Source organism: Bartonella sp. AP36NXGY (assembly GCF_042195865.1).
Classification (GTDB): Bacteria; Pseudomonadota; Alphaproteobacteria; order Rhizobiales; family Rhizobiaceae; genus Bartonella.
In genome coordinates this window covers 1-24328 of sequence record NZ_JBHIPD010000010.1, presented here as the reverse complement: position 1 = coordinate 24328, position 24328 = coordinate 1, and the positions used below count along the sequence as shown (strand labels likewise).

Genomic DNA, 24328 nt, shown 5'->3' with positions numbered 1-24328 from the left:
CTGCTCTGTGATTTTAACTGCGCTATCTAATGATGATTATAACCAATATTCTACACTCTTTAAAAGTGTTAAGATGTTTTCACAAAAAAACTAACTATAACAATCATATACATATAAAACGCATAATACAATCATTAATAGCGAAATTGTTCTGATAAAATGCGCTCATCCCATGAATGATTTGAGTCAAAAAGGATTGAAGCTGTTACTTCTGTTGCCATTGAAATAGTAACTGAATGGACAGATTTAACTTCAATATTATCTGCAGCAGCGTTTACAGGGCGTTTGTCAGGTTCAAGCATATCAAAGCGCACTGTTACTGTATCGGGAAGCAAAGCTCCATGCCAACGCCGAGGGCGAAAAGGGCTAACGGGAGTGAGGGCCATAAGGGGAGCCATAAGAGGTAAGATAGGTCCTTGTGCTGATAAATTATAGGCGGTTGATCCAGCTGGTGTAGCGACGAGGACACCATCACAACTTAATTGTTCCATGCGTACGTTGTTATCAATGGTGATGCGAATTTTTGCCGCTTGATAAGATTGCCGAAAGAGGGATACTTCATTAATTGCAAGCGCCTCGATAGAATCTTGACATTCAGATTTTGCAATCATGCGCAGGGGATGGATTTCTTTTTTATGTGCGGCAGCAATACGATTGGGCAATTTTTTTTCATGAAATTCATTCATAAGAAACCCTACAGAACCTTGATTCATACCATAAATAGGTTTGCCTGTGTTCATGACATCTCGTACGGTTTGTAACATTGTCCCATCACCACCGATTGCAACAACAATATCAGTTTCTTCCAGAGAAGAATGACCATAAACGGAAATTAATTTATGGGTAGCTTTGATAGCCTCCTCAGTTTCTGCGGAAATAAAATGAAAGCGACTTGGTAATGTAGCCATTTAAAAATTATCCTGATACTTATAATTTATGTTGTAACTTATTTTTGAGAGTTTTGAAGTTGTAATAAAAGCTCTTTTTATAATAAAAAGAGCATTGAATAAAGAGAAGTTATTTCAAGGTAAAGTATCATTAAAAAGTAAAAGGAATGCGTTGTTAGATAAATTACAAACGAGTAATTTTTTTATTAGAATGATAATTTAGCATTGAAGCTAAGAGTATGATTAGTTAAAAGACCATAACTGATTTTAATAATCAGTGTGAAGCACCCGTAGCTCAGCTGGATAGAGCGCTGCCCTCCGAAGGCAGAGGTCACAGATTCGAATTCTGTCGGGTGCACCAAATTCTTCAACTTCATATCATCCTAAATAACAAGATTACCTAAAAAGAAGCCAATTTCCTCTTTTATGAAAATGGTTATTTGAGTTGTTTATTAAGTTTTGCAGCGAAGAAGCAAATGATTTTAAGAGAAGTAAAATTTACGGCTGCGTATATAATTTTTCGGTTAGTCATTTTGAATATCGAGATAAAAAAGCAAGGTTATCTAAATATGCTTTCAATTTAACTATAAACATTTAAAAAGTACATTTAATTCAATATGTTATTGTACAACTGATCTGGCGATGTTGATAGTAGATCGCTAAATATATTGTTTTGAGCATTAAAATAGATAGCTAAATTTGCTTTTATTCTATTTTTGGAGTTAAAGGCTGTTATGGTGATATGGAACGCAGATGAGGAATATCACCAGTTAAAGGAATAATAAGGGGGAAAAAACAACCGTCAAGATTTGAATTGTTTCAAAATGCTGTATTCGATATGGTTTTGATATGGGTATCTGGTGATTTCTCTATACACCAATACTGCCAGTTATGTTGGATGAAGGATTGTTTAGCTTTAATCAACTTTCTTATATACCGAACACTAATTATGGTGGTTATTTAGTTGGGAGTATGTTCTTTACGTTTGGCAGTAATTGGGATTATATCTCGTGCTCCTCGCATACTATCTTGTGCAGCTATAGTAATGAGTGCACTTAATTATTTTCATGGCGTTAACACTTAGTCCTTTTGATCCGTTTTGCTGCTGGTGTTGCGAGTGTAGCAATGATGGTTTTGGGTTCTATTATGGTCATGCAGCATAGCCATATGGGCGGATTATTGCTTCGCTTTATGCAGGTGTAGGAGTTGGTATTCTACTACTAGGTAATGAATATGTTATTATTAGTTGAACAGAGCGCTTGATGCAACAAACATTTGGTTTGGAGCTGGCTTAATGTCTGTTCAAAACTTTTAAAAACATACAGGTTTAATTATGATAACTATATCAAAAAACACCTCCGTTATTTCTTTCATTGCAAATGAAACCGCTCCTGTTAATCAGAAAAAACCATCCAAAATATGAATAGATCAATCAAATGGATTTCGTGACTGGTCATGTATATATATATTATCGCATTCGTGCTTTAAACGATTTTGGTGATGTAAAAAAAGGCGATCTGGATGCTTTTATTGAAAATGAAAGCAATCTCTCTCATGATGGTAATTGCTGGGTTGCTGATAATGTCTGTGTTGTAAAATCTGGTTGTGTTTATGAAAATATAAGGGGCTATGGCAATGCTGCCATTGGTGGCTATGTGTATGGCAATACCCTTATATGTGATAAAACCCATGTGTATTTTGGTGTTCATGTTTATGACAATGCTCATCTTTCTTATAACGTTTGAGTTTATCATTAAGCGCGGGTTTATGGGAATGCAAAATTATCCGGTAGTGCACGTATTCATAGCAATGCCGCAGTTTATGATCATGCGGTTGTTAGGCAAGGTTTACGGCAATGCTAGCGTGGGGTGTCATACTAAGGTCTCTACGGCTCTGTTTATGGCAATGCCAAGATCTCCCTGACTATATCGTGATTAGAGGTAATGTATATGGCAATGCAAGAATAAAAAGACATAGCGATTTATATTCGGTTCCCATAAATTGTGAGGTTTATGAAAGCAATAACGTTATCAAGATTGATAAACAGAATAAATGACAGATGTAGGGGCGCTTTTTTGATGGTTATAAACGCATCATAAAAGAAAGCTGTGCCATTGATATGACGCTGCTTGTAAATAGAGGTGCTACAGATCATACAAAAGAAATCAATAATGAATGCATGTATACAAAACGTATCATATTGCAAACGCTCTATTCTATTGATTAAAACTGATCAAAAGGAACGTAAATGACAGATATGATCTTTAATCACTCATTTGAATTACAGAACCTATAAACACTTTATGTATGGCTATAAAGCGTATTAAGAATAACGCTCGCATTTTTGAAGTGGTCATTTGACACAAAGTACATTATCAAAATGTCTCAATGCTTGGTAGGTTCATATCAAGACTCTCAAGAGAAAATGCGTATTAAGTGAATATTTGTAACAAAACCCGTTGTTTACATTTACGAACATTGGTTTTTAAAAGTAGCTTTTCATAAGATAATAAACAACCGCTTTTTATAAAATCTAAGGCTTTTAAACTGTTATAAATCTAGGTTTCAAACGTATTTATAGAGATATCATTTTATGTCTCTAAACGTTTAAACGTTCATTTAGTGAGGTTCTCATAAGCGTATTTTCACTTTGCATTTAAACTTAATTTCTCTGCAAATAAGCCGGTCCATATTTGGGCTGGCAAAATTAATCAGCCCAAATTTGAGCTCGTTAACTTTAGAGTAGAGCAGTCTTTAATATTGTCGCTTTTGACTCAAAATTGAGTAAAACACCATGCCTTTGTAATATGATTGCAATCCTTTTGAAATTTATCTACTTATCTTTATCTTAATAAGTATACTCAAATTTGAGGGGACTTCATTTGGTTTCGTATTTTTAAACTGTAACTTTTAAAACGTTTTTTGCTTGTTTGCCTGCGTTATATCATTAAAAATCTTTTGATTTCTACGACATAACATTATCAATTTCATTACCTGTTGTGATGATAATATCTATATAATGTCTGCTTATTATTGACTAACTTTTTAGTAAGCGGCGCTTTAAAATCGACTTGTCTTTAAATCCTTTTATGTGCCCTTAATGAATTAAAACCTATTCTATGATAGTTTCAAATGATTATTTCTTTTAAGGTTTAGCTCAAAAAAAGAGTAAACCCCATACCATTTTTTAAACGCATGCAATTTATGTTATCGATAATTTCAAACGATTACGTTTTTAATAATGCGATTTGTGTGTGATAAAAACGTATCATAAAATTTATGAACTGTTATGAATGATAGCTGCGTTCACTTCATTTGAATGTTTACATGCGTTTTATGGTCTATCCATACATGGTAATTGTTTATGAAAAATGGTTAATTAAATCACGTATAAAAGTGTAGATTTTAAATGGGATTCATATAGAATAATTGCACACAACCTATTGACTTTATTATATTTTTTTAGGGAATAAGATTCCATCTCGTTTAGACGTTGCAAAAGAAATCACCAAAGACCTTATTGATAAGATTCTTCTCTTACACGGCGTTATCACTTTTGTTTGCAAAAATCTGCTTTGCTTTTGACTTTTGATATGGATACAACCTCTTTTGAGGTAGAGCAAAGAATTTTTTAATCATGGAGAGTGCAACAGTGTTCTTCAAAAATCTTGATTGGTCTGTTGAAAAAATTAAAGAGTTAGATAATTATTCAGCATGTTATCAACTCCCAGATTGTGAAGTACAAATTCTTTATAATGACGCAATTATCAAAGATTATTCGCAATTTGATGTTGGAGTTTCGATTAGTACTGGTATTTTAGCTGCTGCCTGTATGGTAATTGATCCCTATCAATTCTCAGCACTTACAAGATCTACAACTTGATTTTTATAAAAAGGGGTTGAGAGTTTGTGAAGAAGGAATATATGCAGATTGGTTGGAATTAAGCTTGATTATGTCTTGAAATAGGCGATAGAAAAAATTGATCTTCATAAATGCTTTTATTCCAGATATGGAGCACCACCTTGGCGATAGAGTGAAGTTGGAGGCACATAAAGGTTATTCAAGGTATATGATGCAGATTATAGCTTACTTCATATTGGTGCACTGGCTTTATTGGGTGATGTTGCAACCTTACAATCTTATTATCAAAGTTTCGGTGCAGAGGATCATTTAGGCTTTGATGAAAATACCCAACAGCTTCATTTTGAATGTGCATTGGCTTTAGTCAAAGAAGTAGTCAAATCTAAGCAACACAGCTACGCTTTCATTGCAAAAGTAGTAAAAAATATGAACCATTTGGAAGAAAAACAAAGTTCTTAATAAGGGCCTTTCCAGAGAGGTGGAGTTTCATTCTTGCAAGGAAAAAAATAGCTAAATTTATCGAAACAAAAGCTAAGGAATAGCTCCTTAAGAAATATCAAGAAGATCTAAAAAGATTATAGGAGCCAGAGTCTGGTTTAAAGATGCCATCATCAGTTGAGTGAACTCAACAATGGTGGAGTTTTATCCATTGGCGGAAATCTGATGTTTGAAAGAGGCTTTCTTGATGTGAAGGTAATATTGTAATAAATAATTATTATAAATCAATATATTGTATATATTCATTGTTTTGAGATTAATGACCATTGACAAATAATTTTGCACCATTTTCTCTCTCCCAGCTTTTCGTCAATCATCAATGAAAATTTTTTATAATGGAAAGTTCATTGATAATATAACTTTTGTATGTCATTATTTTACGCTTAAAAAAATATAAAAATAATGAAATGCAATTGAGTTATCAACTGCTTATTCTTTTCAATTTTTAATCATAAAAAAATCTTTTTATTCATTTTGCTTGTAAAAAGAACTAGCTTTTTTCTGGTGATACAAGTGGAGAAATAAGGATTTTAGATATGTTTCTGCGTTCCATTTCAATCACTTTAAAGTGTAAACCATCAGTTTCAAAGCTTTCTCCCTCATTTGGTAAATGACCAAACTGCCAAAGCATAAAGCCTGCCAGAGTCGTATAACGATCTGCTTCATCCACAAGGTTACGCCCAAGATAACCACTTAAACGGCGGATATCAGCATATCCCTCAACAAGAAGACTGCCATTTTCAAGTTGTTCTGCGATCATGAGTTCTTCATCGTCATCAGGAAAGTCTCCTGCAATAGCTTCAAGAATATCGGTTGGTGTTGCAATTCCTTCAAAAGATCCATGCTCATCAACAATAATTGCAAGCTGAATCGAAGAATGACGTAATTGCTCCATCAATCGTAAAACACTTGTATTTTCATGAACAACGAGGGGTTCTCGCATAGCTTTTTTCCAATTAATCTTTTTCCCCTCAGCCAAATTCAAAAGAAGATCTTTTGTCAACGCAACGCCAACAAATTCATCCACTTTTTCACGCGCAAGAATTAAGCGGCTATGTTTAACCTTTTGTAATTCTTCACGCATTTCATTTTCATCAGCATTTAAATCTAACCACTCAATCTCATTACGCGGCGACATGATAGAGCGAACAGGGCGATCAGCTAAATCGAGAACACCACGAATCATCTCCTTTTCTTCTGGTCTAAACAACTCAGAAGCTGCGGCCTGTTCAGCAATAACATCTACAGTCTCAGCAAGGTGACTATCTTTGCTTCCTCCTCCTAAGAGCCTCAAAACAGCATCAGCTGTTCTACTGCGTAGATCATTCGTTTTAATCATTTTTTCACGGTTACGACGTCCAATTTGATTAAAAGCTTCGATGAGAACAGAAAAACCAATAGCAGCATACAAATACCCTTTTGGAATATGAAAACCAAATCCTTCAACAATGAGAGTAAAACCAATCATCATCAAAAAACCAAGACAAAGGATTACAATAGTGGGATGACGATTAATAAAACGCATAAGAGCACCAGATCCGCACATCATTACTCCCATAGCAGCTATGACTGCGATATACATAACTGCTGCCTGCTCTTTTGCAATCATACCTGTTGCGGTAATAATACTGTCTAGTGAAAAAACGGCATCCAGCACCACGACTTGGACGATTACTTGCCAAAAAACAGCATAACCAACGCCTGTTTTTCTTTCATGTGATACTCCTTCTAACCTTTCATGTAATTCTAGCGTTCCCTTTGCGAGCAAAAAGGCTCCACCACCGATTAAAATAAAGCTATGCCAACTAAATACAAAAGATGAAAGTGAAAGAATGACCCTATCGAGTCTCATAACCCATCCAATAACGGTAAGAAGGAAAAGCCGCATAATTAATGCTAAAGTAAGACCTATAAAGCGTGCGCGGTCACGCAAATGCAGTGGCAATTTTTCAGCTAAAATTGCAATAAAGATAAGGTTATCTATTCCTAAAACAATTTCGAGAAAAACCAGCGTGATCAAACCAAACCACGCATGGGGATCAGTGATCCATTCCATCATTCCTTACCTTTTAGAAGCTTAAAAGCGCGCGATTGACAAAAAAAATTCATAGTCTTTTATTCGTATATTGGATCATGAACATTGAATGTAAAAAACTTATATTCAAAGAAAAAAACAGCACAATATTGCTTGAATGCATGTGATTGTTGATAAAACAAAATGATGCCCCATCCCGCTTACAACCACAAGAAGGTTCCTCTAATTTTCGCTCGGGCATTATGCTCGATAATCCTCTAACTATAGGTTCTGTATAACAATCAGAACATTTATTTATAAAGCTTCTTATAATGGGTTTATTTTTATATAAGATCAAGTGGTGAATATCATATTTTTAACCTTACAGACAATGAGTTTATATAACAAACAACAAAATATCTGGACATCTATCCTTAGGAGCGTTATAGAAACGCTCATTCTCGTCTTTTGAGAAGCTTATGGGTGATTAGCTCAGTCGGTAGAGCAGCTGACTCTTAATCAGCGGGTCGTGGGTTCGATCCCCTCATCACCCACCATTTTATTTTATACCGTAAATAACTTATTGATTGCGTAATTTTTTTTAAGGTACGAGTTGCTAAATAAAATTGGGCAGTAGGATTTCCCCATATCTGTTTGTTTAAAAGTGAAGATTGTTGATATAGCTTAGTCATCGGTGTTTGTACTTTTTAGGGGACTCAAAGAACTTCCAAAGGACATTTAAAGATCTTTTAATGCGTATTGTTTCTTTTTTGAAGTTGCAATTGGTAAGGAGAAGCCTCTTACCGACAATTGTGTTATTTAAAGGGGTATAAAAATCAACAGTTTTCACTTCTTTTAATATAAATTGATTAAATTTTTTTTGGATTTTTAGCATATTGTTTAAAGACAGAAGAAACTTTACACTTTAGTTGTGTCAGCAGCGTGGATATTTTTTGATAACTCTCCCGCTTAAACAAAAAACTTCTGTAACAATCATCAGTATTCCAAGAGGGTAAATCAAGCTAAAATAAAGTAGTTAGCTGGACATACAAGTAATAAAATTAGATCAGTTTAATTGTTTAAAGCTAATACCTGTTAAACGAAAGACAATAAACTTTAATGAGGCTTAAAGTTTTAAAATATTAAGCTGTGTGGTTACGCTATGCTGTCTTTCCGTTAGCTAAACCTCTAAAAATATAAATATTAAGAAAGCCACACAGATTCATTATAATATATTGATTTATAAAGAATTGATTATTCTTTATTTAAAAAAAACTTTACTATCATAAACTTCTTTTGTTTCAATCCCTCTTATAATGAATTAATTAAAATCATTCATTTTTGCATCATAAATGGGATTAATGTGTGGATAAAGACTATTGAAGAAAGGCATAAAAATAATTCTTATTAATGTTCTTAAGTGCTAAAAGTTATCATAACATTGGAAAAATAGTATAATGGCACAGGCTTGCTCTTTTATTAAGTATAAAGATGATGGTGCAACAATAGCTTTACTATTATACCATTTATGGGTATTGTTGTGTAATGGAGAAGAGCGTTGAAAGAGGTTTCTTAAAAAAGATATGTAAATTGGCAACACGATGGTGTTTTGTTCTTTTATAGGTACATAAAAAAAGAAGTCATTGATAGCCTTTTATTTATTCAGGTGGTGTTTTGGGGGCTCTTTTCCAATATTGTTGCGCCTCAAAAATGACGACCACAAATAATGAAAGGATGAGCGGTATAATCAAATAAAACATTCTAAAGACAATAAGTGCTGCAATAACATCGGTTGGATTTATATTGGGCATGCCTGTTATGAAAAGAGCTTCAAGAACTCCTACTCCTCCTGCTGGAGCATTAGAGAGAAGAGTTATCGTAAAAGACGCTAGGAAAACACCAAGAACAGAGATAAAATGAATATCTGCGTTATGTGGGAGAACAGCATATATAATTCCTGCTGCTCCTAAAAGCTCTAGAGGGCTAATGAGAAGCTGTTGAATAACAATTTTCAGTCGTGGATAGGAAAGTTGAATTTTCTTCCCCAAGCGTAAGGGCTTTAACTGAAGCCAGCTGCCAAACGTATAAAGTGCTATACAGCTGAGTAAAATTGCTCCAGCCGTTGTTCCGAGCCATTCAGGAAGTTCTTTATGAATGAGGGTGATAATTTCGGGTTGCAGCACCAAAACGATTCCCAAAAGTAAGATTGTGCCGATTACAAAAGTAAAAGAGCAAAAACCTACTAATATTGCGATTTCTGTTCCGTTTAATCCTTTCATTTTATAGGCGCGATAGCGTACAACGGCACCAGAAAAAACTGAAGCACCGATATTGTGTGAAAGAGCGTAGGTTGTAAATGAACATATAGCGATAAAAATCCAAGAAATTTTATGGCCTAGATGTTGCAAGGCAATTCGATCATATCCAGCAAGAGCAGCATAAGCTAGGAGAGAACATAAACAGGCTAATAACCAGTGCTGTGCATTTAAATTGCTCAAGCGCTCCAATACATCCCCAAATGAAATGGCAGAGAGCTTCATATAAAGAATTCGAATAGATACCAGCATTGCTAAGATACCAATCAATGGCCATATAAATTGCTTTATTTTCACGATTCTGTATCCATTTTATGTTTTCTGTAAATTTTCATGATTGAGCATATTCCTTACAGATCTTCGTTCTGTTATATACTCTATAATACCATTGGCAATTTCTTCATCATCTGTTACTACAACATCAGCACCTAAATCAATGAGATATGTTGTTTCTGTGTCGGATAATGCATGTGTGATTATCTGGATATCTTTCTTCATATCACGGATATTCACGATACATTCTCCTACTTCAATGGTACTTCGCATTGTAATAACAACTTTATGTGCATTATTTATATTTGCTGCGTTCATTATTTCTTGTTGAATGATATTGCCGCAAATAGCCTCAAAGCCATCTGCAATCGCTTTATCAGAGAGGCGTTTTGATTCTTCTACGATCACTATAGGTTCACCTCTATTTATTAAAGATAATGCAACACACTTACCGATACGACTATAGCCAATAATTACGATATGGTTGTTTTTTAAGGTCATCGGTAAAAAATCTTGGTCAGGATCTTGTGGATCAATATCAATAATTGTTTGGGTATTTTGTGAAGATGCAGAATTTTTTTCTAGACGTTTTTTAATTTTATTACAGGCAATGAAAACAAGAGGATTGAGCAAAATAGAAAAAATTGCTCCTCCAAGAATTAAATCATGAGCGTCATTGTTTAAAAGTCCTAAGCTTAAACTTAAACCAGCAAGGATAAAGGAAAATTCTCCGATTTGGGCAAGGCTTGCAGAAATAGTCAAAGCTGTTGCATTAGAATAGCGAAAAGCTTTAACGATGAAAAAGGCAACAGCAGATTTTCCGATTACGATAATGAATAAGGTTGCTAAGAGAGGGAAAAAATGAGTTAAGAGTTTCTCGGGGTCAAATAACATGCCTACAGAAACAAAAAAGAGAACAGAAAAAGCATCGCGCAGTGGTAAAGATTCTTCCGCGGCACGGTGGCTTAATTCTGATTCGCTCATGACCATACCAGCAAAAAAAGCACCAAGAGAAAGAGAAACTCCAAATAAATGAGCGGCTCCGAAAGCTACTCCTAATGCAATAGCAAAGACGCTAAGACGAAATAATTCACGTGATCCCGATTGTGCGCTCATTTTTAAAAGCCATGGGATAACGCGTCGCCCAATGACGAGCATAAGTGCAATAAATACAATTACCTTCAGGATGGTGAGACCAAAAATACCCCAAATACTTAAATCCAACCATTGAACAAGAGGATCCAACGCTTCTTTTTTGGTATTGCTGAGGGCACTTGCCAAGGAAGGGATGAGGACAAGTATAAGGACCATTGCTAAATCCTCAATAATCAACCATCCAACGGCAATGCGTCCTTTTTCTGTTTCAATAAGATGACGCTCTTGCAAAGCACGTAGCAGGATAACGGTACTTGCTATGGATAAAGCAAGACCGAAAATCAAACTACCACTAAAGCCCCATCCCATAATCAGACCAAGGCACAAACCTAGAAAAGTAGAAAATGCCATTTGTGCAATAGCAGCGGGGACAGCAATAGCTTTGACAGATAAAAGGTCTTTTAATGAAAAGTGGAGCCCAACACCAAACATCAGCAAAATAATACCAATTTCAGCAAGTTGATTAATGATGACGGAATCTATTTTAAATCCGCCTGTATTGGGTCCCACAATAACACCAGCTAACAAATAGCCTACAAGGGGTGAAATACGTAAACGGCTAGCAATCATTCCCAAGAGAAATGCTAAACATAAGCCTGCAACAATAGTTGTGATAAGTGGTGTGTCGTGGAGCATGGATTATTTACTATTCTTGATCAAAAAGCGAATGAATGAAAACGACTATATTTCTATGAGAAGAGAGGCGAGATGTACCATACGCATTAAAGGGCATTTTTATTTCACTTTGATATTTGCACGATTATTTCGCTCACGCCACCAATTTCCTAGCAGGAGTAAAATAGGAGCAGCAATAAAGATAGAGGATGATGTTGCAATAATAATCCCAAAGACCATGGGTAATGCAAAATTATGAACAGCACTTCCACCCCATATCGCCATGGGGAGCATCGCAAGAATTGTTGTGGCTGATGTAAAAAAACAACGTACAAGAACCTGATTAATTGACAGATCAATCAGCTCGCGCAACGGCATTTTTTTATAAAGACGCATATTTTCGCGCATCCTATCATAGACGACAACTTTATCATTTATAGAATATCCAACAATTGTTAAGAGTGCGGCGATAGCCGTTAAATTAAAATCAAATTGAAATAAAGCAAAAAAGCCAATCATTTTTGTGGTGTCTAGAATGAGAGTGATAATTGCTCCAATGGCAAAGAACCACTCGAAGCGTAACCATATATAGAGAGACATGGCAATAGCCGCAAGAATAACAGCAGTAAAAGCAGCTGTGGCAAGCTCACCTGAAATTTTGGGACCAACAACTTCTATTTGATCGAATGTGGTATCGGGATAGATATTTTGTACAGCTGTTTTGACCTTATCAATGGCGGTGGTTTGTTGTGCTTCGCCACCGCTTTGTTTCTGCATGCGAATTAATACGGTATTTTCGTTATCAATATTTTGCAAGGTAACTTCACCAATATTAAGAGTAGAAAGCTTGGAACGCAGAGTTGCTAGATCTGCTGGTCCTTTCGTGGTAATACTCATTTGGCTTCCGCCAATGAAATCAATACCAAAATTCAATCCAGGCTTAAAAAAGAGAAAAACTGAAGCCATTGATAAAACAATTGAGACGCCAATACCAATGAAACGTGCTTTCATAAAGTGGAAAGTTGTGTTTTGTGGCATGATGTTGAAAGCAGAGTGAATATGCAATTTTTTAATTTTCCATTTACGAACGATCCAAATCATGATGATGCGTACAATGGTGATATTTGTAAACATGGAGATGATAATACCAAGCAACATTGTTACGGCAAAACCACGAACGGGACCGGTCCCGAACCAAAATAGTAAGACGGTCGCTATAATTGCTGTAACATTTGCATCAACAATGGTTGCAAAAGCGTGTTTAAATCCACGATCTAGGGCTGCAAAAGCACCCACACCTTTTCGACTTTCTTCACGGATACGTTCATTGATAAGGATATTAGCATCAACGGCAATACCGATGCCTAAAATAATACCAGCAATACCAGGCAGCGTAAGCGTAGCTCCCAAAAGACTCAGTGCAGCAAATGTTAAAATCGTGTGCAGAGCTAGTGCTATATTGGCAATTAATCCCCAAATACGATAGAGAAGAAAAATAAAAATTGCAACAAGAATAAAGCCAATTATGCCGGTGTAAAGTCCCATTTGGATAGCATCAGCACCAAGATTTGGACCTACGGTTCTCTCTTCAATGACCGTGAGTGGTGCGGGGAGGGAACCAGCACGAAGCAGAGCAGCCAGAGTTGAGGCTTCTTTGGGGTCAAAGTTTCCTGTAATTTGACCTTGTCCATTGGGAATGACGCTATTGATGGTCGGAGCGGTTAAAACTTTATTATCCAGAACAATGGCAAAAGGACGGTTAATATTTTGTCGTGTTATATCGGCAAATATTTTTGCACCAGCGGAATCTAGCGTAAATGAAATAATGGAACGTCCTGGTATTTGGGGGTCAAAACCTGCACGGGCATCTTTCAGGACATTTCCATCTAAAGCAATTTGATCATAAATTGCATAATGTTGTGTTGCATCAGTGTATCCAGGGAGAATAGAAACACCTATAGGGGGGTTATTGGGGTCCACATTAGAAGGAACAAGATGAAAACTCATCTTAGCGGTTGTTCCTAAAAGATCACGCAGTTGTTTTGGATCTTGTAGTCCAGGCAATTGGACCATAATACGATCATTTCCGACCTTTTGGATGGCTGGTTCTGAAACACCAACTTGATCTATACGACGACGGATGATTTCTAAGCTTTGTTCAATAGCATTGCTGACACGGTCTTTTATACCAGCTTCTGTTAATGTGACGCGGAGAGTTTCATTTTGAGCACTGATCGTGATGTTATGTTCTGTTGTGCCAAAGCTACTGTGTATGGGGGTTATTAATGTTTTCAAAGCAGAGAGTGCTTTTTCAGTTTGCGATGGGTCAGAAATAAGGGCAATAACGCTATCTTCAACGATACGCACACTTGAGGTGCGGATTTGTTTTTCACGCAATACATTGCGCACATTGCTTAAAACTATATGTAACTGATCGCGTTTTAACGTTTTGCTATCAACCTCGAGCAGGAGAGAAGAGCCTCCTTGAAGGTCAAGACCAAGTGCTACACGGGTGTCGGGTAAGAATTTCGAGTTTTTAACTTGTTCGTGTGAAAATAAATTGGGTAAGGCAACATAAATGCTGCTTAAAAGAATAAAACAATAAAGGGTAGTTAACCAACCAGGTGTACGCATGATATATTCCGTAAATAGGCAATCTAACAGTTATTCAAAGTTAAAAGCACAAGTAAAATAAGATGATCGTTTTTATATTCAAGGAAGAGAATTAAGTATGTTCATTGGGAGGAGCGCGTTTATTTGAGAAATATTGTGTTTTAACGTTACGAAATCGTGTGTCAACAGCTGGAATCTTTATTAAAAAGAAATCCAATGTTAGGATTTTTTGAAAGGTCCTCATAAAAATAGATTCTGTATGGAGTGTTACAAGTTTTTTGTTTTCAGTTGTGGTAACATTCACCTGATCACACTTATGATGTAAATCAAATCTATTCGTTTTAATGACATTATTGGTGTGTGATTGTTTGACTAAATAAGCACGCGTTTCTAGGTTGCTTGTCAAGAATACACCTAAACTGGATAGAAAAATCCAGGTTGTCAAAGGAAGAAAATCTTCTTTTTTGCAATAAAGGTGCAAAAAAAACATGCTAGAGTGCCTTCTTTAATCTTATTGAGTTCAGCTTATTTATCATTCTTTTATCTTATTACCAGTATTATAGGATAAGGGAAAGCTTTTATAAGATTATTCTATAAAAGTTGAAAATATCTACTTTATACCATATTTAAAAGAGAAAAATAAAATCCCTTTTGTGCTCATAAGGTAGATATGTATTCATTTTGTAGAAAAAACATCCACATACTTTTCCTTCTTTTGGGGATTATCTTTGTATTTAATTCTGGTGCATGGGGTAATAGGGGGGCACAAAATACAATTGTCGAACAAACGATAGCTTCTTATTCAGTTGATGAAATTATTCTGCAACAACAGTTGATTATTAAGACTCTTGAAGAAAATACTGAAACTTTAAAAAGAGATTTTGACAGAAAGCCAGAAGATGAGCGTGCTTTAGAAGAATTACGGTTACGTGCACAAGATATCAGTGAACGTGCTATTGAGGCAGCATTTGTTTTGCGTCCTCCTCTTAATGAGATTAATACACTTCTTGATCAATTAATGGAGCTCCATCGTGACGTGAAAAAACTGAAAAGCTCTGTGAAGGAATATTCCTATTTGATAGAGCAAAAAGCTAAAATTAACAGTATCATGCTTCGTTTTGAAGCAATTTTCTTAGCGGCAAATAGAATAGCTGAACTTTCTATTTCTCAATCTCGGGAGCTTTTTAAACGCACGCTTACGTATAGGCTTGAGTTTTCGATTCCGATGGTTAAACATCTCGTCCAAAAAACAAAAGAGGCTTCATCAGATTTTCTTGTGTTGTTAAATTCTTGGTGGAATTTTATATTTTACTTCAAGTTTTTACAACTATTTCTTTGCTTTTTAATTCCACTTTTTATTACTTTGGGACTTTCGTATTTTTCTCAAAAAGTTCTTGTTCATGTGTATTGCCACTTTACGAAGTCTAATGAGGAAATATCTTATTTACAACGCTTATTGATCGCCTTTATTTCAGTTCTCTTACCTTCACTTGTATGTATTCTTTGCGTTTATCTTGTGTTGTTTTTGTTTCGTAGTTTTAACTTAGATCCAGGTAAGCTTACAACAGTTTTTGATATGATAGGTTGTCAAATTATTTTATTATTTTTAATCAATCGATTAGCTGTTGTTCTTCTATCATCGAATAGGCCCCATGTAGGTCTTCTCAAGATTACATCATCGTCTGCTTATCAATTAGTGATTTTACTCACTTCTTTAGGGGGTATTTTGGCATTTGACGCTGTTCTTGATAGTATTTATCAAATCATTTCAGCGCCTCTATCTTTAACAATTGCTAAAAGTTTTATTGCTGTTTTTCTTGTAGCGATATTGCTATTTATAATATCATTTGTACCTTTGCGGTTTAGACGTAGGCGTGTTCAAGAAGAAAAAAAAGAGCCATACTTTTGGCCATTTTATATACGCATTCCTCTTATTGGCTTGGGGTTACTGCTCTTTGTATTGAATTTTTTAGGTTACGTTGGACTTGCGCGTTTTATTACGCAGCAAATTATGATTGATGGAGCATTTTTAGTTCTCATGTATTTAGGAATACAAAGCGCTCAAGCACTTGGAACTAAAGACCAATTTATGAAAACAACGGTTGGTCATCTTTTGATGCAGAGGTTTCATTTAGAAGAAAAAACGATGAATCAATTGGGAGTTTTTGTGAGCGTTTTTCTCAATTTATTTGTTGTTATATTTTGTGCAATGCCAATTGCTGTACAGTTTGGATTTTCCTATTCTGATTTAAAAGCAGTTTTGTGGCAATCGGTGACCGGTTTTCAGATTGGAAATATTAGTCTTTCTTTGATTTCTCTTGTAACAGGAATTATTTCTTTTTGTGTTTGCTGGTTTCTTATTCGCCGATTTATTGGTTGGTTAGATAATGTGGTGTTGGTTCATGGAGAGTTCGATTCTGGTATACGTAATTCTATCAAAACAGTGATAAGTTATGGAGGCGTTGTTGTATCTTCTTTGACCGGATTATCAATGGCAGGTTTGGATCTTAGAAATTTCGCTCTTATTGCTGGAGGACTTTCACTTGGTATAGGTTTTGGTTTACAGAATATTGTCCAAAACTTTGTCTCTGGACTTATTATTTTAGTTGGAAGACCATTTAAAATAGGGGACTATATAGAATCTGGATCAGTAGGGGGTGTTGTTAAGCGTATTAGTGTGCGTGCAACGGAACTTGAGACAATTCAGCGTAAGACGATTATTATTCCCAATTCAAGCCTTATTAATAACAACGTTAGTAATTGGACACGACGTAATAAAGTAGGACGAATTGATATACCAGTTACTGTATCATCTAAGGTTGCTCCAGAGCATGTTGCTGAAATTTTGTTAGAGATTGCTTCTGCGACAGAAGGCGTTTTAAAAAATCCTATCCCACAGGTGAGTTTTACAGCATTTGATCGTAAGAGTTTTTCCTTTAATTTGGCTATTTATGTGCCTAATATTACCTCATCTTCTCATGTAACCAATGCTCTTCAATTTAGCCTATATAAGCGTTTTTCTGAGGAAGGAATCTTAGAATGCTGAAATATACTTATATTTTGATTACAGTTATTCTATTAAGTATTTTTACCATAACAGCTTTTGCTGCAACAGTGAAGAATACTGATTTAAAGATACAATCTCTTATTGTTGTTGAAGGAAGTATACCTTCAAAAATTTCTTTAAATACTCATCAAACAATTACAATTTGTATGAAGGGATGTTTTATAACTTTTCCTAATAAAGACCGTTTTGCAATAAAGGCAGATGATAATATAGAAATCAGTAGGGGAAGAGCAATTTTTAAATAAAATGATTGAGAATTTTTGTTTGGGGACAAGATTTAGAAGGATAATGATATTGTGTGTAATTAATAATCTCATCCTTTAGAAAATGGTAAAAAAAAGTATGATTTTAGTATAAAATGGATGTTTTTTTATACTATGTAGAATCTACAGTATGCATTTTGGATGTAAGAATATTGAGGTATTTATAGTATTGTTAATGAACATCGATTTTCTAAAAATAATTACATCATTTTTAGAATTTTTTCATAAAAAAAGGCATAAAATATACTATTTTGTGATTTTTTTGCGGTAATTTTAATACAAAATGTTTTATATTTCCTCCTTTTGACAAGATAATAGGTATTTTTATTAAATATTTATTATTTGAAGTAATCATTATTATAATATTTTAAAATTTATTTGATAATATTAAATTTTGATGTAATGATATATTAATATAGTAATAGATTTAAATGTAACTATAAAGGAGTATATGCGATTTTGCAGCATAAGATTTTATAAAACTTTGTTTTTCTAAATGTGATTTTTGATTATATTTAAATTTAGCAATGGGGTATAATTTTATGAATACAAAATTTATAACAGCATCTGTTTTTTCTTTGATTTCACCTTCTATAGTACAGGCTGCAGATGTGGTGGCTCACGAAGAGCCAGTACATGTTGCCTCAGAAGTTGTTGCTTCTTCACCTTTTTCTTGGGGAGGTGTTTATTTCGGGGGGCAAGTTGGTGGCTTTTCAAGTAAGATTTCTGCAACAGTGCCTGATGTTAATATTCCTCTCTATCCTGATGAGGGGAGTCAAAGTAAACCATGGATACCTGTCGAGAAACAGCATATGCCCGATCTTTCTGGGTTTATAGGTGGTTTTTATGCGGGTGTTAATTTTGATCTCGGTAATAATTTTATTATGGGGATTGATACGGATATCATTTTAACGGAAAAAAAGGATACAAAAACAAGATTTCATGCAGATGAATCGAGTGCTGGTGGAACTGAAGGATTGGGCACTGAAGGATCGGGTAGTGATACTGAGGAATTAGATACAGAAGAAAAAAGTCGAAAAAAGGCAAAAATTGTCAGGAGACAGGGCAGAGGCTTTTCTCGCTCTTCTGCAGAGGATAAAGAAGAGAAAGACAGTTTAACTTTTAATCATACGTTAAAACAAAAATGGACAGGTGCTACACGGGTGCGTGTTGGGTTTTCTGCAGGGCGTGTGATGCCTTATATTGCTGGTGGTGTTGCTTATGGACAGTTTCAGGATATTTTGTCGACAGTAATTACGGGAGGTGAGCCATTTAATAGGACATCGGATGTAACAAAAACGATGATTGGTTATACTCTCGGTGGTGGTGTTGATTTTGCAATGACAGACCATCTTGTTGTGCGTGCGGAATATCGTTACTCAGATTTTGGTAAAAGGAAATTTAAAGACGAGATTGAAGTTAAGTATAAGACGAATGATTTTCGCGCAGGAATAGCTTACAAATTCTAATTTTGTAGGATAAAGGAGCTTAAATTTAAGAGGTCCTATTTCTTTGATAGGGCCTTTATTTTTTAATTTTATGCATTGTAAACACTATTTTATGGTAAAAAAAGGGGGCTTTGACTTTGAGTGAGAATGAGGAGGTAAGGAAGAGTTACTCAGATTCTTAATTGTTAAGAATAAAAAATTTTTAGTTCACGAGGTGTGGTTGAAACATTTATTGGCAAAGAAGGATTGCTTCGTCTTTCATATTATTACAGTTATCACTTTATAATACCGTTATAGAGTTGCAAACAGTAAACTTAAAGAGAGTTTTTACTATCTAAGTAATGAGAAAATAAAGAAAATTTACATAGAGTGGTGCGGACGGCGTGCACCTATTTTTTCTTTATTTAGAATTCTCTACGCTATCACCTGATTGCGCGTTTTACTTTTTTCTATATTTATAACTAACTGTTTTTATTTGATTTTATTTATAAAATTGCCTTTTGTATATAATCTTGCTATCAAATGAAATCGCTCCAAGTGCGATTCAAAAGGTGGTTCAGAAGGTGGTTAGCAGAACGAGAACACGTGATAGACTGTCTGTCTTATCTGTAAAAAATCTATCTAAAGGAAAATATGCTGATGGAGCTGGGCTATGGCTTATCAAAACAGCCCAAAATCAAGGGCGTTGGATTTTTCGATTTGATTTCAATAAAAAACGTCGTGAAATGGGATTAGGCTCTTGTAGCGTTGTATCTTTGAAAGAAGCGAGGCTTAAAGCTACAGCTTGCCGTGACCTTTTGCACCAAGGTATTGACCCGATTCGTAAAAGGAAAAATGAAAATTACGGCAGGCAGTTGATAGTATTTCTTTACAAAAAATAGTTTTAAGTGCTTTTGAAGCCAAAAAAAGCGAATTGAAAAATGAAGGTAAAGCAGCAAGGTGGTTAGCACCTCTTACATTGCATGTTTTTCCTAAACTTGGGGATATAGCAATTACTGAATTAACGCAATTTGATATAAAAGAGTGTTTGTTGCCTATTTGGAAAACAAAAAATGAAACAGCGAGCAAGGCTTTATCACGTTTGAATATTGCTATAAAACATGCCGCAGCACGTGGTATAGATGTGGACATGCAATTGGTACCAAAAGCAAAAGCTTTATTGGGAAAATTTATTCAAAATGTTCAAAATATTCCTGCTATGCCATGGCAGGAAGTTCCGGCATTTTATCAAAGCTTGGATGATAAGATTCTTTCAAATTTAGCACTGAAGTTGCTTATTTTGACTGGAGTACGGTCGTATCCATTGCGCTATTTGCGTCTTGAACAAATTGATAAAGATATATGGACGATACCAAAAGAAAATATGAAGGGCATTGTAGGAAAGGTTTCAGATTTTCGCGTGCCATTGAGTGATGAAGCTTTAAAAGTGATTGAAAAATCTCTCCCCTTTGAAAAAAATGGTTTTTTATTTGCTGGGAGTTCTGGAAAGCCTATATCTGATGTAACACTTTCTAAATTCATGAAAGACAAAGGTTTTGATTATAGACCCCATGGTTTCAGATCTAGTCTTCGTGACTGGATAGCAGAAACAACGTCAACACCATTTGAGATTGCTGAAACTGTTCTTGCGCATTCCGTTGGGAGTTCAGTGACAAAAGCTTATATGCGGACAGATTTTTTAGAACAACGACATACCCTTATGGAACAGTGGGCTGCATTTATAACAGGAGCGACCTAAGGGGATCAAATTGTTAATGTTTTGAAAACCACTGTTTGAGATGTGTAAAACGACATTATTTCTTGCATCTGCGAGATGCGCGAAATTGATAATTCATTTGCTAAACAGTTTCGCACATCTCAGAATGTATTTAGAGTCGGATATTTGGTTTTTGTGTAAAAATATTTACCAATGCATCTATAAGACGTGAAAAATCAAGCGCTAGCAAGAGTATAATGAGTACAATCCATCTCGTATAACGTGACATCACTTTTATACTTTTGTAGGTCATGATAATTTCTTGAAGGATTTCTTTTTCTCCTTCTGTAAGCTCTGTATCGTCTTTTGTTTTTTTCTTAGCCATGTTTCCACCCACACACACGTTCGCCCTGCTTGTTATGCTTTAAGATATCTCTTGCTAAATTGGAACTGATGACGTTAACATCTTGCCTCTCTAAATAAATTGGCAACCAACCAACACAAGAGACATACTTATTTGTCCCGCAACCAACGAGAGAGAGCAGTACGCACATCAGTATCACTTTTCTGATTAACTTCATTTTCCACCTCCAGCCGTGTTGTTGCTGCTTTTAAGGTTTTTTCTGTTTGCTTTTGCTGTTCTGCCTTTTTTCCAAGGGTAAAAGCTTTTGCCAAAGCCATAAAAAAAGCGGCTAGAGCCGCGCCTATTAACAGCAGATTTCTTTTCATCCATAAGATCATAAACGGTGTTCCTGAAAACGTTTAGCAACAAAGAAAATGCCAGCACATGCGGCTAAAACCATAATGGTAGCAAATGCCCATTGTACTGGACCATTGCCTGCTAATAAGCCTCCAAGCCCAGAAAAAGAACCAATAACTGGTGCAAGAGCTTCAGCTTTAAAAAGTCCCGTTGGTGCTTGCGTTTCTACGGTTTGGTAGTTAGAGGAAACAAAAGCACCTTTCGCCCATAAGCCTGCTTCTGCTGCACGCCGGTGTGCGAGACCTTCAAGACGCTTTCCGCCTGCTTTGGTCCATTTCTGTAGCTCTGCAGGGACAGCTTCATATTCACCTTGATTGAGCTTTTTTAACAGTGTCGAGTTACAAAAGGCTCCTGTTCCTACATTATAGCAAAAGGACACTAACGCCGCGAATTGTTCATCTGTTAATGAAACTGTAACAGCGCGTTCAACAGCATTTTCAAATTGTCTTAAGTCTTGGCAAAGAAGTTCTTCTGCTTGCTTTTCAGTGATTGCCATGCCTTTATGAACAAAAGGTTTTCCAGCATTGTTTGTATGTCCATAACCAATGGTCCACACTCCAATGGCATCTTTATAGGCATTGAGACGTAAACCTTCCCATTGTTTAATCAGTGCTAACCCTTCTGGTGATATTGTTCTCATGTATTGCTCCTATAAAAAAGCCCCACAAAAGGTGGGGCAGATTGATAGATTAAAATTGTAATTATTGCGTTTTATTAAAAGTAGTGTTTCATGTAACTTTTTTCTGTGTTATACGTTACATGAAACATAATGGAGATTTTGTTATGGCTACAATGCACGTTAATGAACGCGTTCAAAAACATCGCAACGCACAAAGAAAAGCAGGTTTGCGTTTAATGCAAATTTGGGTACCAGATACGCGTCAACCGAACTTTGCAGAAGAGTGCCGACGCCAATGTCGCTTAGTCGCAAAAATGGATAAAACAGATACATCTATGCAGTTGTTGATGGATCAATCTTTAATGGATATTGATGGCTGGACAGAATGATGCGTGGATCTCTCGTCACAATAGCTATGCAAGGCGATTTTGGTAAACCAAGACCTGCGTTAATCATTCAAGCTAATCAATTCAATGAACATACAAGTGTAACAGTTTTACCCATTACTAGCACACTTGTTGATGCGCCATTACTCCGCATTACGATTCAGCCAAACGCTAAAAATGGTTTGCAAAAACCTTCGCAAGTCATGATTGATAAGATTATGACGGTAAGATGTGAAAAAATTAGTCCAGCTTTCGGCTCCATTCATGCAGATAAAATGGTAGAAATTGAACGCTGTTTAGCTGTATTTTTAGGAATAGTAAAATAAAAATAGTATTTCTTTTTATCATCATAAAATAGCTTTGTTTATCTATCCTCTTCATCCATATGGATGACGCCTTCGCCTTCGTCGCATGCGTCTGGTGGGGCGTTTGGATCAAGGGTATCATCCTTGTCTGGTGTGGTGTTTGCAACGTTTCCAGCCGCATCTTCTTGCGCTTTATCAAAAAGTTCGCACTCTATTTTTGTGGTGTAACCACCCGTTTTATCAAGTTTGTGCTTAACGCTCTTGATGCGCCATTCTGCTGGAATATAGGGGCGGAAAGGGGGCTCTTGAACAAGCTTTGCTTCTGCTTGCACAAACGGATCACCACCAATATCACATGAGAAAGAAGATTTGCCACGAGATGATTTGTTGCGATAAGCAGCAATGGCCGCAACAGCTTCTGATTGATTGTGGTAGGTGTATTTGAGTTCATGAAACGGCGGATTACCAACTTTGACTTCTTTTTTTTCACCACTGCGGATATCATGATAGGTTGCGAGAACACCGCCTTTCTTCTCTTTGTCTTCTTCTTTCTCAGATTCTTTTTCTGCTTTTTCTGATTCAGATGATGATGCTCTGTCACTTTCATCCATATGGATCACATCTTCGCCTTCCTCAATTTCCTCTGGTTCTCGTGCATCAGCAGCGGCTTTTTGGTCGTCTCCCACATCTGTTTCTAAGCCATTTGCTGCACCTGCTTCATCCCGTGCGCTGTATTTAAAATCCCAAGAGGTGCAATGTTTTTCATGGATAACAACAATAGGGAGTGTTTCACCAGTGATGGCTTTGCCTTCCCCCCGTTTAGCCAAAACAAGCTTGCCATCAACGGGTTTTGCTACCGCATCATAGTCTTCTGCAAGGCGCGTAGCAAAAGCCATATCGCTTTCAGAAGTTTGATCAATGTGACGCACAACAATTTTAGCAAGAGCAGGGTCAACTTTTGGTGTATAGCCATTGCGCTGTGCTATCTCTTGAACAATACTTCCAAGGGTTTGCTGGTGATAGGATTGGCTTTTGGGGGTTCTGTAAGACGTGTTCATAGAGGCGGCGCGCCCTGTTACACTTAAGCTTTGTGGTGGGCTGCTTACAGAGATTTCATCAATCAGATAGGCTCCCATATCGCGGTTTTTGCCGCCTTCATAGCCAAGTGTGACAGAAATGATTGTTCCGATAAGAGGAATATCAAGAAAGCCGTTATCACTGTCACGTGCGCGGTCATCAAGCTCTATAGTGATACGGTCACTTTTGTTTTCTGCTTCATCGGTAATTTCAATCGACAAAACATAGTCCATCAGCATTCTTGTGATGTCCTCTCCATTTGCCATCACTGTGCAAAAAGGTTTCATGATTTGCTACCCCAAATTCTGATCACTGGTGTGGCTTTCGGATAGGGGAGGGACGGCAAAACTATGGTGATACCTGCTTTTAAAATGGGTCCATAGTCTGCAAGATCAAAATTTGCTGCATAAACGCGTTCAACAGCAAGGGCTTGTTGACCCTTTGCATAGTATCTCCAGCAAATGGCATCAACCAT

The 24328-nt window shown here is 36.1% G+C and carries 20 protein-coding genes, 2 tRNA genes and 2 pseudogenes; 12 read left to right on the top strand and 12 right to left on the bottom strand.

Translation table 11 applies throughout. The features are described from left to right. Positions 1-134: 134 nt before the first annotated feature. Positions 135-908 (bottom strand): NAD kinase, encoded by a 774-nt coding sequence (locus ACFINX_RS05675; RefSeq protein ID WP_375612145.1) that lies wholly within the window; start codon positions 906-908, stop codon positions 135-137. Positions 909-1171: 263 nt separating this feature from the next. Between ACFINX_RS05675 and ACFINX_RS05670 the strand changes: the two genes are divergently transcribed. From ACFINX_RS05670 to ACFINX_RS05650, 5 genes and pseudogenes are all read left to right on the top strand, one after another. Then, positions 1172-1248: transfer RNA gene (locus ACFINX_RS05670), tRNA-Arg, on the top strand. Between the two features lie 530 nt (positions 1249-1778). Further along, entirely contained in the window at positions 1779-1946 is a 168-nt protein-coding gene (locus ACFINX_RS05665) for a hypothetical protein (protein ID WP_375613483.1), read from the top strand. Positions 1947-2323: 377 nt separating this feature from the next. Beyond that, a pseudogene (locus ACFINX_RS05660) lies at positions 2324-2943 on the top strand (hypothetical protein). 1581 nt (positions 2944-4524) lie between these two features. Continuing rightward, a complete protein-coding gene (locus ACFINX_RS05655; RefSeq protein ID WP_375612148.1) occupies positions 4525-4770 on the top strand; it encodes a hypothetical protein in 246 nt (81 codons plus the stop codon). 213 nt (positions 4771-4983) lie between these two features. Continuing rightward, positions 4984-5208: a hypothetical protein gene (locus tag ACFINX_RS05650; protein WP_375668469.1), complete on the top strand. Its 225-nt coding sequence runs from the start codon at positions 4984-4986 to the stop codon at positions 5206-5208. 529 nt (positions 5209-5737) lie between these two features. Here ACFINX_RS05650 and ACFINX_RS05645 read toward each other — a convergent pair. Then, on the bottom strand, positions 5738-7306 hold the full coding sequence (locus ACFINX_RS05645) for a TerC family protein (protein ID WP_375612149.1): 1569 nt from the start codon (positions 7304-7306) through the stop codon (positions 5738-5740). A gap of 436 nt (positions 7307-7742) precedes the next feature. Here ACFINX_RS05645 and ACFINX_RS05640 point away from each other — a divergent pair. Continuing rightward, positions 7743-7818: transfer RNA gene (locus ACFINX_RS05640), tRNA-Lys, on the top strand. A 1101-nt stretch (positions 7819-8919) separates the two neighbouring features. Here the strand turns inward: ACFINX_RS05640 and ACFINX_RS05635 are convergent. From ACFINX_RS05635 to ACFINX_RS05620, 4 genes are all read right to left on the bottom strand, one after another. Then, complete coding sequence (locus ACFINX_RS05635; protein ID WP_375613484.1) at positions 8920-9873, bottom strand: YbhN family protein; 954 nt, start codon at positions 9871-9873, stop codon at positions 8920-8922. Between the two features lie 15 nt (positions 9874-9888). Further along, a complete protein-coding gene (ybaL, locus tag ACFINX_RS05630; protein ID WP_375613485.1) occupies positions 9889-11640 on the bottom strand; it encodes a YbaL family putative K(+) efflux transporter in 1752 nt (583 codons plus the stop codon). Between the two features lie 99 nt (positions 11641-11739). Further along, on the bottom strand, positions 11740-14253 hold the full coding sequence (gene secD, locus ACFINX_RS05625) for a protein translocase subunit SecD (RefSeq protein WP_375620802.1): 2514 nt from the start codon (positions 14251-14253) through the stop codon (positions 11740-11742). A gap of 91 nt (positions 14254-14344) precedes the next feature. After that, the gene (locus ACFINX_RS05620; RefSeq protein WP_375668463.1) at positions 14345-14722 is read right to left on the bottom strand and encodes a hypothetical protein; all 378 of its coding nucleotides are present in this window, start codon (positions 14720-14722) and stop codon (positions 14345-14347) included. A gap of 180 nt (positions 14723-14902) precedes the next feature. Here ACFINX_RS05620 and ACFINX_RS05615 point away from each other — a divergent pair, with 180 nt between their 5' ends. The 4 genes and pseudogenes from ACFINX_RS05615 (at position 14903) to ACFINX_RS05600 (ending at position 20748) form a co-directional block, all read left to right on the top strand. After that, positions 14903-17278: a mechanosensitive ion channel domain-containing protein gene (locus tag ACFINX_RS05615; RefSeq protein WP_375646841.1), complete on the top strand. Its 2376-nt coding sequence runs from the start codon at positions 14903-14905 to the stop codon at positions 17276-17278. Next, on the top strand, positions 17272-17544 hold the full coding sequence (locus ACFINX_RS05610) for a hypothetical protein (RefSeq protein ID WP_375612155.1): 273 nt from the start codon (positions 17272-17274) through the stop codon (positions 17542-17544). The genes ACFINX_RS05615 and ACFINX_RS05610 overlap by 7 nt, the downstream gene beginning before the upstream one ends. Before the next feature lie 560 nt (positions 17545-18104). After that, positions 18105-19031 carry an outer membrane protein gene (locus ACFINX_RS05605; RefSeq protein ID WP_375668462.1) on the top strand — a complete coding sequence of 309 codons (927 nt, stop codon included), beginning with the start codon at positions 18105-18107 and terminating at the stop codon, positions 19029-19031. Positions 19032-19573: 542 nt separating this feature from the next. Further along, positions 19574-20748, top strand: a pseudogene (locus ACFINX_RS05600) (tyrosine-type recombinase/integrase). A 130-nt stretch (positions 20749-20878) separates the two neighbouring features. On the opposite strand, the gene ACFINX_RS05595 reads toward ACFINX_RS05600, so the two are convergent. The 4 genes from ACFINX_RS05595 to ACFINX_RS05580 are packed head-to-tail and all read right to left on the bottom strand — an operon-like array spanning position 20879 to position 22106. After that, entirely contained in the window at positions 20879-21091 is a 213-nt protein-coding gene (locus tag ACFINX_RS05595) for a hypothetical protein (protein ID WP_375618855.1), read from the bottom strand. Then, positions 21084-21287 (bottom strand): hypothetical protein, encoded by a 204-nt coding sequence (locus ACFINX_RS05590; protein ID WP_375630024.1) that lies wholly within the window; start codon positions 21285-21287, stop codon positions 21084-21086. Before ACFINX_RS05590 ends, ACFINX_RS05595 begins: the two co-directional genes overlap by 8 nt. Beyond that, positions 21220-21447 carry a hypothetical protein gene (locus ACFINX_RS05585; protein ID WP_375630023.1) on the bottom strand — a complete coding sequence of 76 codons (228 nt, stop codon included), beginning with the start codon at positions 21445-21447 and terminating at the stop codon, positions 21220-21222. The genes ACFINX_RS05590 and ACFINX_RS05585 overlap by 68 nt, the downstream gene beginning before the upstream one ends. Continuing rightward, positions 21444-22106, bottom strand: coding sequence for a lysozyme (locus ACFINX_RS05580; RefSeq protein ID WP_375668461.1), 663 nt, complete (start codon positions 22104-22106; stop codon positions 21444-21446). The genes ACFINX_RS05585 and ACFINX_RS05580 overlap by 4 nt, the downstream gene beginning before the upstream one ends. A 143-nt stretch (positions 22107-22249) precedes the next feature. Between ACFINX_RS05580 and ACFINX_RS05575 the strand changes: the two genes are divergently transcribed. Next, the gene (locus ACFINX_RS05575; protein WP_012230987.1) at positions 22250-22474 is read left to right on the top strand and encodes an antitoxin MazE family protein; all 225 of its coding nucleotides are present in this window, start codon (positions 22250-22252) and stop codon (positions 22472-22474) included. Continuing rightward, positions 22474-22797 (top strand): type II toxin-antitoxin system PemK/MazF family toxin, encoded by a 324-nt coding sequence (locus ACFINX_RS05570; protein ID WP_375668468.1) that lies wholly within the window; start codon positions 22474-22476, stop codon positions 22795-22797. The genes ACFINX_RS05575 and ACFINX_RS05570 overlap by 1 nt, the downstream gene beginning before the upstream one ends. A gap of 38 nt (positions 22798-22835) precedes the next feature. Here the strand turns inward: ACFINX_RS05570 and ACFINX_RS05565 are convergent, their stop codons facing one another. Together ACFINX_RS05565 and ACFINX_RS05560 are read right to left on the bottom strand one after the other, a co-directional pair. Beyond that, on the bottom strand, positions 22836-24140 hold the full coding sequence (locus ACFINX_RS05565) for a contractile injection system protein, VgrG/Pvc8 family (protein WP_375668460.1): 1305 nt from the start codon (positions 24138-24140) through the stop codon (positions 22836-22838). After that, the coding region (locus ACFINX_RS05560) for a tail protein X (RefSeq protein WP_375668459.1) at positions 24137-24328 on the bottom strand (192 nt) is incomplete at its 5' end. The genes ACFINX_RS05565 and ACFINX_RS05560, both read right to left, overlap by 4 nt.

Bases quoted from the DNA above. Each gene is read 5' to 3' on its own strand.
- ACFINX_RS05675 (WP_375612145.1), bottom strand. From the start codon at position 908: ATGGCTACATTACCAAGTCGCTTTCATTTTATTTCCGCAGAAACTGAG.
- ACFINX_RS05665 (WP_375613483.1), top strand. From the start codon at position 1,779: ATGTTGGATGAAGGATTGTTTAGCTTTAATCAACTTTCTTATATACCG.
- ACFINX_RS05655 (WP_375612148.1), top strand. From the start codon at position 4,525: ATGGAGAGTGCAACAGTGTTCTTCAAAAATCTTGATTGGTCTGTTGAA.
- ACFINX_RS05645 (WP_375612149.1), bottom strand. From the start codon at position 7,306: ATGATGGAATGGATCACTGATCCCCATGCGTGGTTTGGTTTGATCACG.
- ybaL (WP_375613485.1), bottom strand. From the start codon at position 11,640: ATGCTCCACGACACACCACTTATCACAACTATTGTTGCAGGCTTATGT.
- secD (WP_375620802.1), bottom strand. From the start codon at position 14,253: ATGCGTACACCTGGTTGGTTAACTACCCTTTATTGTTTTATTCTTTTA.
- ACFINX_RS05620 (WP_375668463.1), bottom strand. From the start codon at position 14,722: ATGTTTTTTTTGCACCTTTATTGCAAAAAAGAAGATTTTCTTCCTTTG.
- ACFINX_RS05615 (WP_375646841.1), top strand. From the start codon at position 14,903: ATGTATTCATTTTGTAGAAAAAACATCCACATACTTTTCCTTCTTTTG.
- ACFINX_RS05610 (WP_375612155.1), top strand. From the start codon at position 17,272: ATGCTGAAATATACTTATATTTTGATTACAGTTATTCTATTAAGTATT.
- ACFINX_RS05605 (WP_375668462.1), top strand. From the start codon at position 18,105: ATGAATACAAAATTTATAACAGCATCTGTTTTTTCTTTGATTTCACCT.
- ACFINX_RS05595 (WP_375618855.1), bottom strand. From the start codon at position 21,091: ATGGCTAAGAAAAAAACAAAAGACGATACAGAGCTTACAGAAGGAGAA.
- ACFINX_RS05590 (WP_375630024.1), bottom strand. From the start codon at position 21,287: ATGAAGTTAATCAGAAAAGTGATACTGATGTGCGTACTGCTCTCTCTC.
- ACFINX_RS05585 (WP_375630023.1), bottom strand. From the start codon at position 21,447: ATGATCTTATGGATGAAAAGAAATCTGCTGTTAATAGGCGCGGCTCTA.
- ACFINX_RS05580 (WP_375668461.1), bottom strand. From the start codon at position 22,106: ATGAGAACAATATCACCAGAAGGGTTAGCACTGATTAAACAATGGGAA.
- ACFINX_RS05575 (WP_012230987.1), top strand. From the start codon at position 22,250: ATGGCTACAATGCACGTTAATGAACGCGTTCAAAAACATCGCAACGCA.
- ACFINX_RS05570 (WP_375668468.1), top strand. From the start codon at position 22,474: ATGCGTGGATCTCTCGTCACAATAGCTATGCAAGGCGATTTTGGTAAA.
- ACFINX_RS05565 (WP_375668460.1), bottom strand. From the start codon at position 24,140: ATGAAACCTTTTTGCACAGTGATGGCAAATGGAGAGGACATCACAAGA.